Here is a 17,481-nt window from a genome sequence, read left to right on the forward strand (position 1 = left end):
TATCACAAACTCAGTTTTTTTAGATACAATTGAGGTTCCTTGAGTTCCCTAGTGTTTGGAGGAATTTCAATCATTTTCTTGAAAGTATCTGTGCCTAATTTTTCATATAGTGTTTTTGTAAAATCTTTTCCCATACTTTTTCTAACCTGATATGATGAGAAATCTGTTCCCATAAAGGTTGTTAGATAATTCTGAAAATCTTTATCCTCTTTTAGGATTTCCTCAATTGCAAAACTTGCCATTCCTTCCATTGCAGTAAATGCTGCATGGTGTTGTTGAATTGGAACAAGCCACCGCTTGTAGATATCTAAAAGCTGTGGGATGGATTCACCAATTTTAGGATCAATTTCTACATGTGTAAAAGTCATTACATCTGGTCCTATCTGCTCAATTAGGAAGTGATCCGGATTCAAAAAGAAAAACAGATTTGCTTTCTTTGCAAATGGAAAGTCATCTGGTACTGCTTGTAGCTGACAATACTCTGATAATTTGTTGATAGTTTGTGTATCCAGTGATAAAATTATGGTGGCCAATTCTTCATTGATTTTGTTTACTTGCGTTGCAGCATTTTTGTTAATTTGTTGCAAGTTCTCTTGTGCTGAATGAATTAATTCTTCTAGTACTGTCATTTTAACAGCACCAATGTATCCTGAATTTACATTATCGAATTTTGATTGGTATGGCTCTCCATGTTTGTGGAGGATTATTTGGGGATATCTTGACAAAATGAATTTGTTTAGATAAATTACTGAATCCAAATAATCCCCGTATGTTGTAGTAATTTTAGATATGTACTGAATTGCATAAGTAGAGTAAACCAAATACTTTGCAGTATCTTTCTTCATTAATTCTGCAATTTTTTTAAGATCCTCTTTTGCAACTGCATCAAATAACTCTATTACAAATTCTTTGGATTCTTTGTCAGCAAACACCTTGTCACCCTTTAATCTTTTCAAATCCTCTAACTCTGGAAACTCTAGTTGAATGTTCTCTGGAACCTTTACCCCAAGAAATTTCTCTACCTTGTCTTTGTATTCTGGAAAGATTTCCTTTGCTATTTCGTCTATTTCTTTGAATTTTACCTGCTCCCCGATGTCCTCTTTTGCCGTGACTGCAAGCTGCCTGATCTCTTTTTCCTCATTGATTTCAACTGATAGCTGACCAAACAAGGCCTCTGCAAACTCTTCAAATTCTCCCAAGTCGCATAAAATCAAAAAATACTACATTTAACATTATCTTGATTTCCTGAATAAAAGAAATTATTAGATTATCTGTTATTGATTTGTTAATGCTAGAATCCACTCTTGAATTTATCAGATGTGCCAGATGTGGTGGAAATCTAGATCTTGAAGTACTAAGTCATGATATCGAAATCGACGAAGGAATTCTAGAATGCAAAAAATGTAAATTGAAATTTCCTATAATTGACAAAATCCCAATTTTATGGGATGATTTTTCTGATTATCTTTCTTCTCGTAAAATCCTTGGAGGAAAACTCTATCAGACAATTCACAATAAAAAATTAAAATCATTTCTGAGATCCTCACTGCTAAAGAAATCACAAAATGATGATAGAACGGCACTTGAAGAGAGATGGTCTAAAATTTATCAAAATAGTAAAAACTCTAAATTTTATTCAGTAATGAAGAAAAATCTCAAACCTCATTCAAAAACTAATTTGGTCTTGGAGTATGGTTGCTCTATAGGAATAATCACTTCGCATTTGGCTGACTCTTGTAATTTTGTACTGGGGATTGATAGGTCCTTTAGTGCTTTACAATATGCAAAAAAATCTCAAAAAAATAATCTTGATTACATCATAGCAGATTCCTTGTCTCCGGTATTTGGTTTCACTAAATTTGATTTGATTATTGCACTCAATGTTCTAGAATTAATTGAACCAACTGAATTTCTAAAACATATTTCAAAACAAATCTCAAATGGTGCTTTGTTAATCTCTGATCCTTATGATTTTGATAGAGGGACAAATTCCGTAAAAAAACCACTTGACGAGCATACTTTACGCACAAAAATGCTTGAATTGGGATTTAACATTTCACAAAAAACCAAAACTCCTTCTTTTATTCCGTGGAAATTAAAATTAAACCCACGTGCAACATTGGATTATAAAGTTGATTTTGTGTTAGGGCAAAAAATCGTTTCTTGATTAATTCTAATTGAAAAATTATTGATAATATTGTGCCTAAAGGCTACATGAACAAAATTTGGTGACCGCATAAAATTGGGGACTTGCGGTTCACCAATAAATTACAGGTTTAGGACGTATATTCAGTACCACATAATTAATCATAAATTTAATTTTCATTTTGTGGAGTGCCTTTTGAGATGATTTTACTCATATTTTAAAAAAATTCTCGCTTTTTTTGCAATAATATTTATCCTCAAATGATAATAAAAAATTGTGATTATGAAAATAATTTTAGGACTGGTTTTAGTAATCTTTGTTACTTCTATTACTCCTGCATTTGCTCAACATCATTCTGGCTCAACTGCTCCTCCAATTGATTTAGGAGGACTCAACGTTGCAGTTACATCCATTTTATCACCCTTGGATTTTATTTTTGAGGACTCTAACACTGCGAATTTATCTATTAGATTCTTTAACACTGACACTAACATTAACATTCCAAGTGTTACCTATCGTGTACAAATTTATCAAGAAGACAATCTAGTTGCAAATGAGTATTTTTATGATGAAGATGGGAAGCTTGATCTTGAAATAAGGCCTACAGTAGGATGTAAAGATCAAAATCTTTGGAAGTGTACAAAATATTTTGGTGAAAAACATGCTATTGCAGGCGGTTATTATGCACGAGGTGATTCTAGACCTGTAATTCAAGGTCCCGTTTTTGATAAAAGTGGAGAATACACTATCAAAGTTTCAATTGTTGGTGCAACAAATCCAAAAACAATGACTGCAAGTGACTTGCTTTTTGAAACTTTTCTATCTGTCCCACTCAAAGAAACATTTGTTGTAAAAACAGCTAATGCACAAGAATACCCTATAGTCATTAAATCTTATGATGGCAAAATCAATAACTTTAGTTTTGATGAAAAATCAAGTAAACTCTCCTATGACATGCCCTTTGTAATGGGACATAATCAAGAACACTCTTCTAAAAGTACAAATGTAATCCATATTCAAAAGAATTTTCCTATCTTCAAGCAGGGATATGATATTGCTGTTTATGCTGAAGGGGTAAAACTTCCAGATAGCGCACTTGTCTATGATGTCTCTTCAGATGATGAAAATATTCTCAGAATTAGTATTCCCCATCAAGAAATGATGAATATTGAGAGCAAATTAAACTCCAAGAATAACAATGACATGAAAATTGAAATTATATCTGGACAAAAGACAGAACTTCAACAACTAGATTTTACTTTTGAAAATGGATATTCTGCAAATGTTACCTGGGACTCTAAACTTGCATCTGGACAAGAAATACCTTTTACATTTTCATTTTTTGATAACTCAAAAAATCTAGCTAAAAATACATTGTTTGCATATAGCATTACAGATTCATCTGGAAAAGATGTTTGGTCAAACATTGGTTCTGGCGATCAATATCTGGGTCTATTGGCACAAAATGGAATTCTTCAAGAATCTATTTTGATACCTGGTGATGGGAAATATCAATTTAAATTAATTTTGACTGGACAAAATTCCAAAAACTTTGATAGCTTCTTTACATCAAAATCTGATTTTAGCTTCTCTTCAGATGAAATAATATCTGAGCCATCCACTGCTGTTATCCCATCTTGGATTAAGAACAGTGCAGGATGGTGGGCAGATGGGATTGTTGCCGATAGTGAATTTATTCAATCTATTCAATTCTTGATTAAAGAAAAATTGCTGATAGTTAATACCAATGAAGTAAATTCAAATAATTCTGAAGAAATTCCATTGTGGGTTAAAAATAATGCCGGATGGTGGGCCCAGGGATTAATTTCTGAAAGGGATTTTGTAAAGGGGATTGAATTTTTGATTAGTCAAGGTATAATCAAAGTTTCATAATTTTTCTAGGAAATTAGCATACCACAAATCAAAACACATTATGATATAATTCTCAATTTAATGTAAATTGTGTCAACTGTAATTCAATACAAATATGACCAAAGACCAAACCAGTCATTTTCTCTGGTTGAACTTGAGGCCAAAAACCCTGTTTCAACCAGTTTAATGGCAATGGATATGATGGGTCTATCGTGGATTTTTAACAAGGATGATGAATAATGCACGAATATCTTGATGTTGTGTTTTGTTTTTTAGAACAAAAAACCTTCCACCTTTATTTGAAATTAAATGAGCTTAGGAATGGGTCACCTAGATTTACAAAGAGTCTTCTTAAAGAACTAAAATGATACAAATTATACCAAAGTCAATTTAGTTATGTTAAATATCTAGTATTTTTTCTTATATGCAATCGAGGTAAATGTCACGCAAAACCTTTCTTTAATTGAACATAATTCATATTTGGTATACGCCTTTTTGATCACGGTGTTTTGATTTGACTGAAATATCTAGAACTAAAGTGATAATTCGTAATTTGCATTATGATGATATTCCCCAGGTAGTAGAATTGCAAAAAGCTTCTTTTCCATTAATGGCTGCTGAAGGTGTTTATTGGAAACCAGAACATCTTAAATCTCATCTTAGTGTTTTCCCAGAGGGACAGTTTGTTGCAGCATACAAAGATAAGATAATTGGATCTTGTAGTAGTTTGATCATAAATTTGGAGCCTGAATACAAAGAGCATACTTGGAAAGAAGCATGCGGTGGAAGTCTCTTTAAGAATCATAATCCCAAAGGTGACTCTCTTTATGGCGCAGATGTTTCAGCACATCCTGATTTTAGAAGGCTAGGGGTTGCAACAAAATTGTATGATGCAAGAAAAAACTTGGCTATTAAACTTGGATTACGTAGAATTATCTCAGGTGGAAGATTAATCAACTATGGTGAAAATGCAAAAAACATGACCCCATTAGAATATGTTCAAAAGGTAAAAAGACACGAAGTCAAAGAACCGGTCTTATCGTTCCAGTTAAGAAATGGTTTCAAATTCATCAAAATTCTGCCAAATTACATGAAGGATCCTCGATCATTAAACTATGCAACTTTTATTGAGTGGAAAAATCCACAATTTTAGTAAAAATGATCATTGACTGCCATGTTCATGTAAATCAATATGAGTTAACAGAGCATATTCCATTACTTGAAGATAGACTAGAAATGCTTCAAACTGAAATGGTCAGCAACAATGTGGATTATGCTATTATTTTATCATCTTACAAGGTAAACGCACAACGACCCTCAACAAAACAAATCATTGAAGGAATCAAAAAATACGACAATTTGGGTGTTGCAGCAGGATTTACAATTGATAATCACACAGATGAAGATCTAAAACAATATAGAAAATGGATTAAAGATGGTCAAATTAAAGCCATGAAAATTTATTCTGGCTATGAACACTACTATCCTTATGACGAACGATACCAAAAAGTCTATGACACATGTATTGAATTTGATATTCCTGTAATGTTTCACACTGGTGATACTTATTCAGAGAAAGGAAAATTAAGATTTGCAAGACCTCTTAATTTAGACGATGTAGCAGTTGATAATCCTGAACTAAAAATTGTAATGTGCCATTTAGGAAATCCCTGGATTCAAGATGCACAAGAGGTGATCTACAAGAACAAGAATGTGTTTGCAGATGTATCTGGACTTGTTGTTGGCTCTTTTGATCACTTTTTTGAAAAAATGATGAAAGATAAGGTAGCTGAATTAATTAACTATGCAGGAGAACCAAGGTATCTTCTGTATGGAACTGATTGGCCAATTAGTACAATGGATTCTTATCTAAACTTTGTAGCAAAACTCAATATCAAAAAAGAATTCAGAGATAATTTCATGTACAAGAATGCAAAAAAACTCTACAAGATTTCCTGAAATAGTTTAATTAATTTACAAAACTATGCAGATCCTTTTTATTTAATTTCAATTTATCAATACCCATGGAACCAAATATAGGAATTTCATCTGAAAATTCAAAAAATATTGTTGGAATTCTAAATAATTTACTTTCTGATGAGTATGTTTTGTATACAAAGACAAGAAACTACCATTGGAATGTAACAGGAATCCAATTCAATGATTTACACAAGTTCTTTGAATCCCAATATGAACAAATAGATGGAATTGTTGATGAGGTGGCAGAAAGAAGTCGTTCATTAGGTGGTAAATCCATTGCTACGCTAGAGGAATTTCTTAGAAATGCTAGACTCAAAGAGCAAGCAGATACCTATCCCGAGGCAAAAACAATGCTTAGAAATCTCTTAGATGATCATGAATCTGTAATACAAAGTTTGAGAAAAGATCTTGAAACTTGTACTCAATTAGGTGATGCAGGTACTTCTGATTTTCTTACAGGCTTAATGGAACAGCATGAGAAAATGGCTTGGATGCTACGTTCTTTTCTTGAATAATTTTTTTAAAATTCAATAATCTATTTTTTTTATTCTTACTGAACTACCTTTTGTTTCCAAATAATGCCCAATAAAATTTGTCATTTGCTCTCCAATTTTATATCCTAATGCACCCTCCATCATTCCCGATTTTTCAATTGTATCTGCCATCTCTTCACTAATTTGAATATTAAAAAAAGTCCAACCAAATTTTTGAAATGGCTCTTCAATCTTATATCCATTTTTTACATCACAATCTTTCTCTAACTCCATTAACGCATTTTTTATGATTGGAATTTCTTTGTCATAACTTCTTGTACTTAGCTGAAATAATGGATTCATATCGCTTAGAATTCATTAGATAATTTATCTTTAAAATCTATGTTATTTTAGGAATTGGCTTGTTCTTGGAGAATTGCCTCTACTTCATTTCTATGTTTTTTACAATACAACCCAGAGTCTTTACAATCTTGACACTTTAGATATTTTTCATAGTCAATCATGTGGAAAATTCTTCTCCATCCATTAAAAGATCTTTCTACTTATTCCTCTTTGAAATTAATCTCTTGGTAATATTCTACATTTTGAGTAATTTTTGGATCATTTTTTGATCCACAGTGTTCCAAAATAGTGATCTGAATTATACCTAATTGGTATATTTTTTTCAATTTCACCTATAGAAATCTAAGTGAAATTATCGATGATTATGGCAGCAAAGAAAAAAGCAGCAGCTAAAAAGACAACAGCAAAAAAGGCTTCAAAAAAGTAATAGTTTTTTGAAGTTCTGTTTTTTTTAAAAAAATTCAAATTTCTTTAATTCTAGTGTTATCTTGATTCAATGAAAATTACATCTACAAGATCCTGATTGCTTCTTTTCGTTACGGTATCTCTGTTTGCATTGTGAAAATTTTGTAAATGTGCTTTTCTTGTTTTAACACCATATTCTCTGCAGAGTCTGCAAAAATATGTGATCTGCCTTTCCAATTTTGGTCTTGCTTGGTTTTGTTCAAATTCTTGATGGAGAACTTGCATTACATTCCACTATGAGAATCTATATTTTAATTTTGTCATGTATTTGACATAAAGTAAAAAATAGACATATTATGCAAAATCTTTATATTTTGTAATGTGTATTACACTAAATTGGTGATAAACAAATGTGGTTTGATGACCAATTCGAAAATACATTTCGAAGATTGTCGAATCGCTTTTTTAATTCCGGCGACGTCTTCGATTATCCATTAGGAGGACAAGTCCAAACTTTTGGTCCCTATTATTACGGATATGAAATGACCGTAGGCCCTGATGGAAAACCTCATGTCAAGGAATGGGGAAATACAAAACCAGTTTCTGCAATTAGCGAGTCTGGCGTACGTGAACCATTTGTTGATGAGACAATAGATGAAAAAGCACGAATATTAAAGCTCGTTACTGAAATGCCAGGAATTGAAAAATCTGACATTAAAGTAAACGTGGATGATAATATTGTGTCTATTTCAGCAGAGCATGGGGATCGAAAATACAGTACAAAGATTCCTCTCAAATACAAAGTAGATGAAAACTCTGCTAAAGCAAAGTACACAAATGGAGTTCTAGAACTGACTTTTTCCCTTGCCGAAGAAAAACCAAAAGGCAAGCTAGTGTCAGTCGAATAGAATGGAGGTAGATTGTATGACAAAAACTACATTCTCTCAGATCAGAAAATCTGTCAAATCTTCATTTGACAAAATTTCTTCATACCCTGAGGACATAGTTAGCAAATGGAGGATTGGCAGAAAAAATTTCCCTTGAGGTGAATATTCCTTGCCAGATACTTCTTGTAGGAGCTGTGGTGGAGAACTTCAAGTACATTTGAAGTGCCTCCATTGCACTAAAACCATTCAGGAGATTTGCAAGAATTGCTTTAAGACCACCCAGATCAAATTCCATAGTACATGTATGTATGGTGATCTCCTAACTCATACAGTTGCTTCACTGGCATAAATCAAAGAACAAACGATTCACCAGTGTGGGGGATTATCCTCCACACTAGATTTTTGAAATTTTATCTCAAGTTTAGAAATTATCTATTTTGGTAATGTAATCGTAAAAGTTGTAGGATTGTTTTGTACAGTGATTTCGCCTTGATGTTGATTGATTATAGATTTACAAATGCCTAGTCCAAATCCTGTACCATCATTTTTAGTTGTAAAAAGATGCTCAAATCTTTCCTCTACAGGAGTATCAAGTATTTTTAGGTCTTTTAGTGCCTGAATTCTCGTAATTTCTTCATCTTGCTTGATTTGGCTCGTCTGATCCATGATTTTATTCATAACTAAAATAGTTTGAAGAAAAAAATACTCTCAATTATTACTGATTTTCATTTTTTATCACGATCTAAATGTCAGATAAATTACTAAACAAAATTTTATTTTGATTTTTTTAACTAAAAAAATTTAACTAAAGCTCAGTTTGTGCTTTTGTTTTGGATTTAAAGCGCAATGAATTTTAAAATTTGTTATGGCAAAAGCCAAAAAAACTCTAAAAAAAGTTGTTAGAAAAGCAAAACGTACTGCAAAGAAAGCAGCTAGTACAACCAAAAGAAAGACTAGAAAAACTGCAACTAAAGCAAAACGTACTGCAAAGAAAGCAGCTAGTACAACCAAAAGAAAGACTAGAAAAACTGCAACTAAAGCAAAACGTACTGCAAAGAAAGCAGCTAGTACAACCAAAAGAAAGACTAGAAAAACTGCAACTAAAGCAAAACGTACTGCAAAGAAAGCAGCTAGTACAACCAAAAGAAAGACTAGAAAAACTGCAACTAAAGCAAAACGTACTGCAAGAAAGGCTAAACGTTAGAAATAATTTTTAGTTATTCTCATTTTTCTCTTTTTATCATAAACAATTAAAAATCCTCATTTTACTGTTGTATTTTTTCTAATTCAAATCTCTTAGACACAAAAATTTTTCAAACATGATTGGATTTTCTAATTAATTAACGTCACGTATGAATTGATTCTCAGAATCTACATAATTACTACATGTATCACAAAGCCAAAGTGTCACATTTTCTGTTTTTATCCATTTTGGTAATCTACGATTATTGCATTTTTCACAAAATAAACTCATAATTTATCCTAGTTGTAGCTCTATTTGTACTGGCCTAATTTTCTAAATTGGTCTTGTTATTCCATTACTTTGAAAAATTACAAAATCTTATACCGATTTACTAGTTTTTTTGCCCCATTTTGACTCAAATTCTTTTTGAGTTATTGGAATTCGAGTTTTACACTTTGTACATCTACGTATTTTGTTGTGCTTTGAATACCTCCAAACATGGGCTTCACTTTTTTGATGACAGTTCATATGTGTCTGAATTCTGTGTCAACTTAAGCGTATTGAAATTCATAATTCATGTACCTAAACACCCTGAATCCTAATTTGTTTCTCAAGCTAGAATTTTCGTTGAAATCAATATTGTAAATGCAGAAATCAATCCAATTGCCATCATATTGAGAACTATTCCATGTTTTACCATTGCTTTAATTGAAATCTGTGCTTTTTCGTAAATCAGAGCATTTGGTGGAGTTCCCATGGGTAAAAGAAATGCAAATGATGTTGCAACTGTTATTGCAAACAAAACTGGTAGTGGAGTCCATCCATTTAAAATCGCCATAGTTCCTACAATGGGAATAAAAATTGCTGCAGTTGCAGTATTTGATTTAACATTTGTCAGAAACATGATCATTGCAACCAAAATTACAATTACTAATTCAAATGGATAATTACCAACAAATGAGAATGAGTGAGCAATCCAATTTGCTAACCCTGAATCTACAAATGCTAGAGACAATGCAAATCCACCTCCGAGTAAAAATAACAATCCATATGGAAGCTTTTCAATACCTGCCCAATTCATCAAACTTTCAGAACGTGTTTTTGGAAGAATGAATAGAGAAATTCCTCCTAAAATTGCAATTACTGAATTTGTAATAAAAGATCCTTCGGGTTGCCATAAAGGTATTGTAAACATTAAAACCAATACTCCGATTAGAACACATAAAACCGTCTTTTGCTCCACCGTCATTTTTCCTATTTGGGATTTTTCTACAAGTATTGTTTTTTTGATTTCAGATGTTGTTTCAAATTTGTTTTTACCAATATGCATATTCATGTATAGACCACAAAGAATCAGCATTGAAAATGCAAGTGGTACTCCAAGCATAGACCACTCTGCAAATGTTACTTTGTGTGAAAACATTTCCATTACTGTTGCTGCGTAAAGTAGGTTTGGCGGAGCTCCAATTAAAGTTGCTACGCTTCCAATCGATGATGAGTATGCTATTGATAACATGAAAATAACTTTGAATTTTGTTGTTGAAAAATTTGTTTTAGATAATGCAGTTAAAATTATGCCTGCAATTGGCAGTAATATCAAAACTACCGTAGTACTCATCACTACTGTTGAAAGTAATGCTGTTGTAATCATAAATCCCCATACTATTCTTTTTGGAGAATATCCAAATAATGAAATTAATTCAAATGCAATTTTTTTGTGTAATCCTGATTTTTCAATAGCAAGCGCTATCATGAACATTCCCAGTAACAGTACAATTATTGGATGCATGTACTCTGCTGCAATTTCTTTTACTGGAATTACTCCAAGTAATGGAATTAATCCAATTGGTAACAATGCTGTTGCATATACTGGAATTGCCTCTGTAATCCACCATACAATCATCCATACTGAAATTGCCAAAACTGCCTTTGCAGAATCTGACATTCCATCTGGTGTTGGCATAAATAAGATTAGGAAAAAAAGTAAAGGTCCTAAACCCATGCCCAATTTTCTTAGATTAAATTTCATCGTTTTATTTTCTCATTTTTCAATTTTTTGCTAATTTTAATTCCCATTTAGATGCCATTCATTTTACAATGAGAACTGGGATCGTTGATTTATTTAATATGTAATTGGTAGTACTTCCAAGAAAAGATTCTTTTGACAAACCATTTCCTCTTGCACCTATAATTATCATATCAAATTTACCTTTTTGTGCAAATTTTATAATTTCAGAACCAACATGACCGCATCCTGTATGATGTGTAAATTGAACTCCTTCTTTTTTTGCAATCTCTATTGCAGGGCTGATTGACCTAAGAGCTTTTTCCTTCATATCTTCTTTCATTTTTTTTGTAATTTTTACTCCTTTTACAAGAGGTAACTGAAATACATGAAAGCCGATAATTTCCGAATCTAATCCTGATGCAATTTCTACTGCACTATGTAATCCTCTAATTGAATTTGCTGATCCATCAAGTGGAACTAGGATCTTTTTGAATTTTGCCATGGCTCAAGTATGTCGATTGATAATTTAAAGTACATTGGAATTATATTGAATGATTTTCAGTTAAAAATTCTAAAAGTAACCTGCCCATCCCCTCTGTACAAGGATTTTTGCAGTGTCCTTACTCAAACAAACAGCATTTCCGTTAGATTTTTTCTTTAACAACTCTAATCCTTCATTACATACTACATCACTTGCATGCTCAACCATGTGCATTTGTTTTTTAGGTGAAAGATTCTTTTCTTTTTGTAATTCATAATTGAAATGAATTGATGCTGCGTTCATATCCTTTCCTTGATACTCTATTTTATATTCTCCAAAATTCCTCAGAATCTCGGTATTTACCTCCACAGTGAACCTTGATCCCATCAACGCAATATCTTTAGAGTAAATGGTTACTCCTGCTGGTGAAATAATATTTGCAGTTATGGTGTTTAGCTGATTGATATTTTTTATTTCTCCTGATATTGTAATGGTGTCTCCAGGATTGTATGCTTTCTTATCGGTAGTTGTAAAAACCTGATTAATTAACAAATATGGTTTTTTTGGAGTTTCTCCAATTACACTACTTCCAACAATTTTAACTTGAGATGTATGTCCCTCAAGTGGAATAGACATCTTTGTAATTTCATTTGTTGATTCTGAAATAAAATTCATTATTTGTTCATTTCCTACCCATACTGTTTGAGGATTTTTTATCAATTCTTGAGGTAGATGAATAATAAATACATCATTATCGATTTTTCCTACAAAGTTAAAAACAAGCATTTTTCTTGTTGGATCTACTATGATTTCAGATAAATTTCTCTGTACTTTGTACTGGATATCAAATGATGTATCTGCAACTTTGGAGCCTACATTATGAAATACGTGAAAACCTTCAGGAAGATCAACTACATTGATAATTCCAGTCATCCACGGATGAATTGTACAAAAATACTTGTATTCTCCATATTCTTCACCAAATCCTTTGAGAAATTGTCTTCCAGGATTTAAAAAACCACTATCGAATTTACCATCACTACCTGTCTCCAAAGAACCTGATGTAATTGTGTGGATTGCACCATCTCCATTTCCCCATACTACCATGTCATTTGGTCTAATGGAAATCTCTAGAGGGATGAAATGTGCTTTTGAATCTATTTTGGATGCATCAGTTGGAATTTGAATCTCCCATACGTCTGCTAAAGCTATATTCATAGCAGGAAATGATATCAAAATAATGAATAAAAAATAGATTATATTTTTCATGAATATAATTCGTATTCAAGTATATTATTATGATGTGTAATTATCATTTTTGGTTTTAATATTATGAACACACTGTTTATGATTTGATATCTTTTTTCATTTCCAGATATTCTTCAACAGTTTTTAGATAATTTTTCATATCTTGAACATAGCCAAAAGCCTCTGAATGACGGTTATTTTCTAGAGCAGTTACTAATCCTTCTGAATAGCGTTTTACGTCATTGACTAGCGAATCAACTGTTTCTTTCATGCCTATTATGTTCAATCATTGTTGATAAAGATACTAGATGAATTTCATATTTGAAAATGTTTATCATACTCATAAAGTAAACCATTAATCAAGATTAGAATTGAGGAAAATTGAAATTATTTGCTATGAGCAACAGAGCCAAAGTGTAGTATTTACTTTTAAAAAATACAAAATTCCGTTTCACGTTGAATTAACCATGGCAGAAGATGAAAAGCTTCTTCGCTATACTGGAATATGTCCTGATTCTTTGGCCAATGCATTAACAAATGAATTAAACAAAATTATCGATACTAGACGAAAGGAATTATACGTGACTAGTCTTGCAATTGAAGCCACCTTATCTGATTACCTTTCAAATTATATCAAAGAACTTGATACAAAACAAGTCAAAGTAAAAAAGAAAAAACTCATAGAAGAATACGAGTCATTAATTGAGCCAAATGTAAAGTTTAACAAAAATCTTCTTTTCATGATTGTTATAGCAGCTGGAGTTGCAACTGCTGGAGTATTTGCTAACAATGCATCTTTGGTTATTGGTGCAATGCTTATCTCTCCTTTACTTGGACCAATCTCTGCTTTCTCATTTAACACTGCAGTAGGCAAGACTGATAAAATGCTCAAGGCCTTGGCTTCAGGATCAATCTTACTTATTTCAGTCATTGCAACTGGTGCAATAGTAACTGGAATTACTATACAATTCGTAGATTTGCCATTAACTGATGAAATACTATCTAGAACTGTTGTTTCTCCTGTATTTCTAGCAGTGGCAATTGCACTTGGATTTGCTGGAGGAATAGCAATGTCCTCAAATATTCCTGGAATATTAGTTGGTGTTGCAATTGCAGCAGCATTAGTACCTCCTGCAGCTGTCTCAGGAATAGGAATTGCTTTATGGGATTTTGAAATCTTTTCAAGTGCATTGACTCTTACTGGAGCTAACATTATTGGTTTGGTATTGGGAATGATGGTTGTATTTTTTATTGGTGGTGTCACACCCAGAAAGTTTTACGAAAAAGAAAAAGCTCAACGACACATGATTATTACAATTACAATTTTCATTGGGCTGAGTATATTGCTGGGATTCTTATCACTAAAGCCACAATTTTAAAAATTTCTATAATTATTCACTGGTAGTCTAAACAAAGTATTGGACAATACAAAGTTTGTTATTGTTTTGTAGTTAACAGATGGCAATGGGATTCGTGATGTATGGTATTAATTATATCATCATAAAGCGACATTTCCACCATTGATAGTTTAGGATAATCTACAATTAGAAGATCAATTTTATTTTCTTTAACATAATCAATTACCCAATGTGAAACAGAATCAGTTAATCCAAACTTTGTTTTAATTTTAACCCCTTTCTCAGTTGCAATTTTTTTCCAAATTTCTAACTCTTTTTTTAGTTTTGAAATTTGAGCTTGAGCTATTTTTTTGTCAGATTTTGTCTCAAAAAAATACAATTTTGGTTGGATCTTGTGCATGCATTCAATTACAGTTAATTCTGAATCAAATTTCTTTGCCATCTCTAATCCTATGTTAAATGATTTTTTTGTGTGTGCTGGAGTAATAATTGCAACCGCTATATTTTTGAATATTTTTGCCATTTTATCCTATTTACCTCATTTATTGTTGTGACTTTAAAACCATGGGTTTCTAAATTTTTCACAGCGATATCCTAATGTCTTTTGTGATTAATACTCCAAATTAGCATGTTTTATGAAAAAAACTACCTAGTCTGCTTAGTTACGAGCCTAATATTGCATTTGATTAAGAAATTTTAGTGTGTGCTGGGGGTGAGTTTTGTGAAATTCGTTTGATGCCAACCTATTCTGATGCCCAAAAACGGTTCAAATCTTTTTGGGTTTGAACTAATTACCTTCTATATCTTAAAAATCAATAATGAAAATCCATTGACAGTTTATTTATCATTCATTCTACTGAATAACATGGTCAGTCAGGGAATCTTGATTGGTGTCGCAGTTGGTGTATTTTTTGCAGGATTAGGAATAGGATATGCTGCTTTACAATCATCTATTCCAACAACCCCTATGATGATGAATTCCCAACAAATGCAACAAATGATGAATGATCCTCAACAAATGAACCAATGGATGAATACTATGATGAATGATCCTCAACAAATGAACCAATGGATGAATACTATGATGAATGACCCTCAATTAATGCAACAAATGCATGATATGATGATGTCAAATCCTCAGCACATGAATCAGATGATGGGTCCTATGATGAATACTATGATGAATGATCCTCAAATGCAACAACAGATGATGAATCACATGATGGGCAATCAAGGTATGATGAGTTCAATGATGAACAATCAAGATATGATGAACATGATGGGTTCTGGAATGATGATGGGAAATACCATGATGGGTTCTGGAATGATGATGGGCAATGCTACAGGTATGACTCAACACCAATCAATGCATGATATGATGATGTCAGGAATAAGTGATCCTATAATGGAACAACAAGTAATTGACGAGATGAATAGACATCATTTACTAATGAAAGACTTGCTTGAACATGCTATTGATGATCCAGAATTAAAACAACAATTATTAGAAAAAATTGAAAAACACATTCAATCATCAAATCCATAATTTGAGAAATACCAATAAAATAGATATGTTGAATCCTGTAAAATAGAATATGAAATTAGATAAGCAATACTCCATTACATCCGATGAACTGTATTCATCTCTTCAGAAAAAAGAACCTTTCTTATTGTTTGATCTAAGATTATTGGAAACATATAGTTCTGGACATATTGAGGGTTCAGTTCATGCAGTATGTGATACAAAGTCAAAAGAAACCATAATGCCGAAGATTCCAAAAAATGTGAAAATTATTCTTATTGATGAAGATGGAGCAATGTCATCAGAGACTTCTTCAATGATGCGTTCATTTGGATTAGATGCATATTTTCTAAAAGATGGGATGAAAGGATGGGATAAAGAACTTGTCAAAGGTCATCCACCAGGTACTATCAAACCTGATACATTATGGAATAAACTATCTAATGATAATGTATTCTTACTAGATGTCAGAGACAAGGATGAGTTTTCTGATTTTCAAATACCTGGTAGTGTGAACATTCCACTTCCAGATGTATTTATTTCTGAAAAAATTTCAAAGATTCCCCAAGACAAAGAAATCATAACTATCTGTCCTCATGGGAACAGAGCTATGATTGCAACATTTGCGTTGGCAAGAAATGGCATACAATCACATGTACTTGAAGGTGGTCTTGCTGGATGGAGTCAAGTTCTTAATTCAAAAAAAGCAACACAAAACCCAGATGTAATTCAAATTGAAAAAGTCGGAAAAGGTTGTCTTTCACACATGATCATATCAAAAGGTGAAGCAGTTGTAATTGATCCTTTGTTTCCACCAAAAAAATATCAAGAGATTGCACAGCAACAAAACGCAAAGATAGTCAAGATACTAGATACACATCAACATGCTGACCATATCTCATCAGCTCAACAACTCTCAGATATTACAGGTGCTACAATGTTTGAAAGTGGACATGAAACATGGGATAGAGATACAAATCTTCTAAAAGATGGAGACGAAATATTATTTGGAGATTCAAAAATTAAAATAATTCATACTCCAGGCCATACTCCTGGAAGTCTTTGTTATCTGGTTAATCAAAAATATGTTTTTACTGGTGATATTTTGTTTATTGAAAGTATAGGAAGGCCAGATCTTCGAGACCAGGCAGAAGAGTTTGCAAATCATCTTTACGATTCATTGCACAACAAGATATTGACTTTATTGCCTGAAACTCTGGTATTTCCAACCCATCATGGGGTGACTGTAAAGCCTGAAAATGGAGTATATTCAACTACAATAGAGAAGGCAAAACAACATGATGTATTGCAACTATCAAAAGATGAATTTGTAAAACATGTAGTTAGTATTACGGTTCCAAGACCAATGAACTATCAGAGAATAATACAGATAAACAAGGGAACAATTCCATTGACTCTGGCAGACATTCCTGATTTAGAACTTGGTCCAAACAGATGCAGTATTACAGGAGCATAATTTTCATCTTTACCAACGGTATAAAAGATAGAATCTGTTTCCATTTCTATCCCTAAAATAGTGACTGAATTTGCGTGG

The 17,481-nt window shown here is 32.4% G+C and carries 20 protein-coding genes; 11 read left to right on the forward strand and 9 right to left on the reverse strand.

Annotation, left to right across the window (positions count from 1 at the left end; genetic code table 11):
- Nucleotides 1–2: 2 nt before the first annotated feature.
- On the reverse strand, nt 3–1,199 hold the full coding sequence (locus ACX119_RS02295) for a hypothetical protein (protein WP_459351530.1): 1,197 nt from the start codon (nt 1,197–1,199) through the stop codon (nt 3–5).
- Nucleotides 1,200–1,288: 89 nt separating this feature from the next.
- Here ACX119_RS02295 and ACX119_RS02300 point away from each other — a divergent pair, with 89 nt between their 5' ends.
- The 6 genes from ACX119_RS02300 (at nt 1,289) to ACX119_RS02325 (ending at nt 6,513) form a co-directional block, all read left to right on the forward strand.
- Nucleotides 1,289–2,167: a methyltransferase domain-containing protein gene (locus ACX119_RS02300; RefSeq protein WP_459351531.1), complete on the forward strand. Its 879-nt coding sequence runs from the start codon at nt 1,289–1,291 to the stop codon at nt 2,165–2,167.
- Between the two features lie 261 nt (nt 2,168–2,428).
- Nucleotides 2,429–4,039: a hypothetical protein gene (locus tag ACX119_RS02305; RefSeq protein ID WP_459351532.1), complete on the forward strand. Its 1,611-nt coding sequence runs from the start codon at nt 2,429–2,431 to the stop codon at nt 4,037–4,039.
- Nucleotides 4,040–4,108: 69 nt separating this feature from the next.
- Entirely contained in the window at nt 4,109–4,258 is a 150-nt protein-coding gene (locus tag ACX119_RS02310) for a hypothetical protein (protein WP_459351533.1), read from the forward strand.
- Between the two features lie 274 nt (nt 4,259–4,532).
- Nucleotides 4,533–5,171 (forward strand): GNAT family N-acetyltransferase, encoded by a 639-nt coding sequence (locus tag ACX119_RS02315; RefSeq protein WP_459351534.1) that lies wholly within the window; start codon nt 4,533–4,535, stop codon nt 5,169–5,171.
- Between the two features lie 5 nt (nt 5,172–5,176).
- Complete coding sequence (locus tag ACX119_RS02320; RefSeq protein ID WP_459351984.1) at nt 5,177–5,977, forward strand: amidohydrolase family protein; 801 nt, start codon at nt 5,177–5,179, stop codon at nt 5,975–5,977.
- Between the two features lie 65 nt (nt 5,978–6,042).
- A complete protein-coding gene (locus ACX119_RS02325) occupies nt 6,043–6,513 on the forward strand; it encodes a Dps family protein (protein ID WP_459351535.1) in 471 nt (156 codons plus the stop codon).
- 12 nt (nt 6,514–6,525) lie between these two features.
- Here the strand turns inward: ACX119_RS02325 and ACX119_RS02330 are convergent, their stop codons facing one another.
- Both ACX119_RS02330 and ACX119_RS02335 read right to left on the reverse strand, forming a co-directional pair.
- Entirely contained in the window at nt 6,526–6,834 is a 309-nt protein-coding gene (locus ACX119_RS02330; RefSeq protein ID WP_459351536.1) for a hypothetical protein, read from the reverse strand.
- 483 nt (nt 6,835–7,317) lie between these two features.
- Nucleotides 7,318–7,524, reverse strand: coding sequence for a hypothetical protein (locus tag ACX119_RS02335; RefSeq protein ID WP_459351537.1), 207 nt, complete (start codon nt 7,522–7,524; stop codon nt 7,318–7,320).
- Between the two features lie 125 nt (nt 7,525–7,649).
- Between ACX119_RS02335 and hsp20 the strand changes: the two genes are divergently transcribed.
- Nucleotides 7,650–8,147 carry an archaeal heat shock protein Hsp20 gene (hsp20, locus tag ACX119_RS02340; protein WP_459351538.1) on the forward strand — a complete coding sequence of 166 codons (498 nt, stop codon included), beginning with the start codon at nt 7,650–7,652 and terminating at the stop codon, nt 8,145–8,147.
- Between the two features lie 411 nt (nt 8,148–8,558).
- Here hsp20 and ACX119_RS02345 read toward each other — a convergent pair whose 3' ends face one another.
- Nucleotides 8,559–8,792 carry an ATP-binding protein gene (locus ACX119_RS02345; protein WP_459351539.1) on the reverse strand — a complete coding sequence of 78 codons (234 nt, stop codon included), beginning with the start codon at nt 8,790–8,792 and terminating at the stop codon, nt 8,559–8,561.
- A gap of 199 nt (nt 8,793–8,991) precedes the next feature.
- Between ACX119_RS02345 and ACX119_RS02350 the strand changes: the two genes are divergently transcribed.
- Entirely contained in the window at nt 8,992–9,330 is a 339-nt protein-coding gene (locus tag ACX119_RS02350; RefSeq protein ID WP_459351540.1) for a hypothetical protein, read from the forward strand.
- A gap of 589 nt (nt 9,331–9,919) precedes the next feature.
- On the opposite strand, the gene ACX119_RS02355 is transcribed toward ACX119_RS02350, so the two are convergent.
- The 4 genes from ACX119_RS02355 to ACX119_RS02370 all read right to left on the reverse strand — a co-directional run bounded on the left by ACX119_RS02355 (nt 9,920) and on the right by ACX119_RS02370 (nt 13,317).
- A complete protein-coding gene (locus ACX119_RS02355; protein WP_459351541.1) occupies nt 9,920–11,338 on the reverse strand; it encodes an SLC13 family permease in 1,419 nt (472 codons plus the stop codon).
- 58 nt (nt 11,339–11,396) lie between these two features.
- On the reverse strand, nt 11,397–11,819 hold the full coding sequence (locus tag ACX119_RS02360) for a universal stress protein (RefSeq protein WP_459351542.1): 423 nt from the start codon (nt 11,817–11,819) through the stop codon (nt 11,397–11,399).
- 69 nt (nt 11,820–11,888) lie between these two features.
- On the reverse strand, nt 11,889–13,016 hold the full coding sequence (locus ACX119_RS02365; protein ID WP_459351543.1) for a hypothetical protein: 1,128 nt from the start codon (nt 13,014–13,016) through the stop codon (nt 11,889–11,891).
- 127 nt (nt 13,017–13,143) lie between these two features.
- Nucleotides 13,144–13,317: a hypothetical protein gene (locus ACX119_RS02370; protein ID WP_459351544.1), complete on the reverse strand. Its 174-nt coding sequence runs from the start codon at nt 13,315–13,317 to the stop codon at nt 13,144–13,146.
- A 196-nt stretch (nt 13,318–13,513) separates the two neighbouring features.
- Here ACX119_RS02370 and ACX119_RS02375 point away from each other — a divergent pair, with 196 nt between their 5' ends.
- On the forward strand, nt 13,514–14,425 hold the full coding sequence (locus ACX119_RS02375; protein WP_459351545.1) for a TIGR00341 family protein: 912 nt from the start codon (nt 13,514–13,516) through the stop codon (nt 14,423–14,425).
- 58 nt (nt 14,426–14,483) lie between these two features.
- Here ACX119_RS02375 and ACX119_RS02380 read toward each other — a convergent pair whose 3' ends face one another.
- Nucleotides 14,484–14,927, reverse strand: coding sequence for a universal stress protein (locus tag ACX119_RS02380; protein ID WP_459351546.1), 444 nt, complete (start codon nt 14,925–14,927; stop codon nt 14,484–14,486).
- Between the two features lie 342 nt (nt 14,928–15,269).
- Here ACX119_RS02380 and ACX119_RS02385 point away from each other — a divergent pair, with 342 nt between their 5' ends.
- Nucleotides 15,270–15,950 (forward strand): hypothetical protein, encoded by a 681-nt coding sequence (locus ACX119_RS02385; RefSeq protein WP_459351547.1) that lies wholly within the window; start codon nt 15,270–15,272, stop codon nt 15,948–15,950.
- Nucleotides 15,951–15,999: 49 nt separating this feature from the next.
- The gene (locus tag ACX119_RS02390) at nt 16,000–17,403 is read left to right on the forward strand and encodes a rhodanese-like domain-containing protein (protein WP_459351548.1); all 1,404 of its coding nucleotides are present in this window, start codon (nt 16,000–16,002) and stop codon (nt 17,401–17,403) included.
- Nucleotides 17,404–17,481 lie beyond the last annotated feature (78 nt).

The sequence above is a fragment of the Nitrosopumilus sp. S4 genome, from assembly GCF_054515835.1.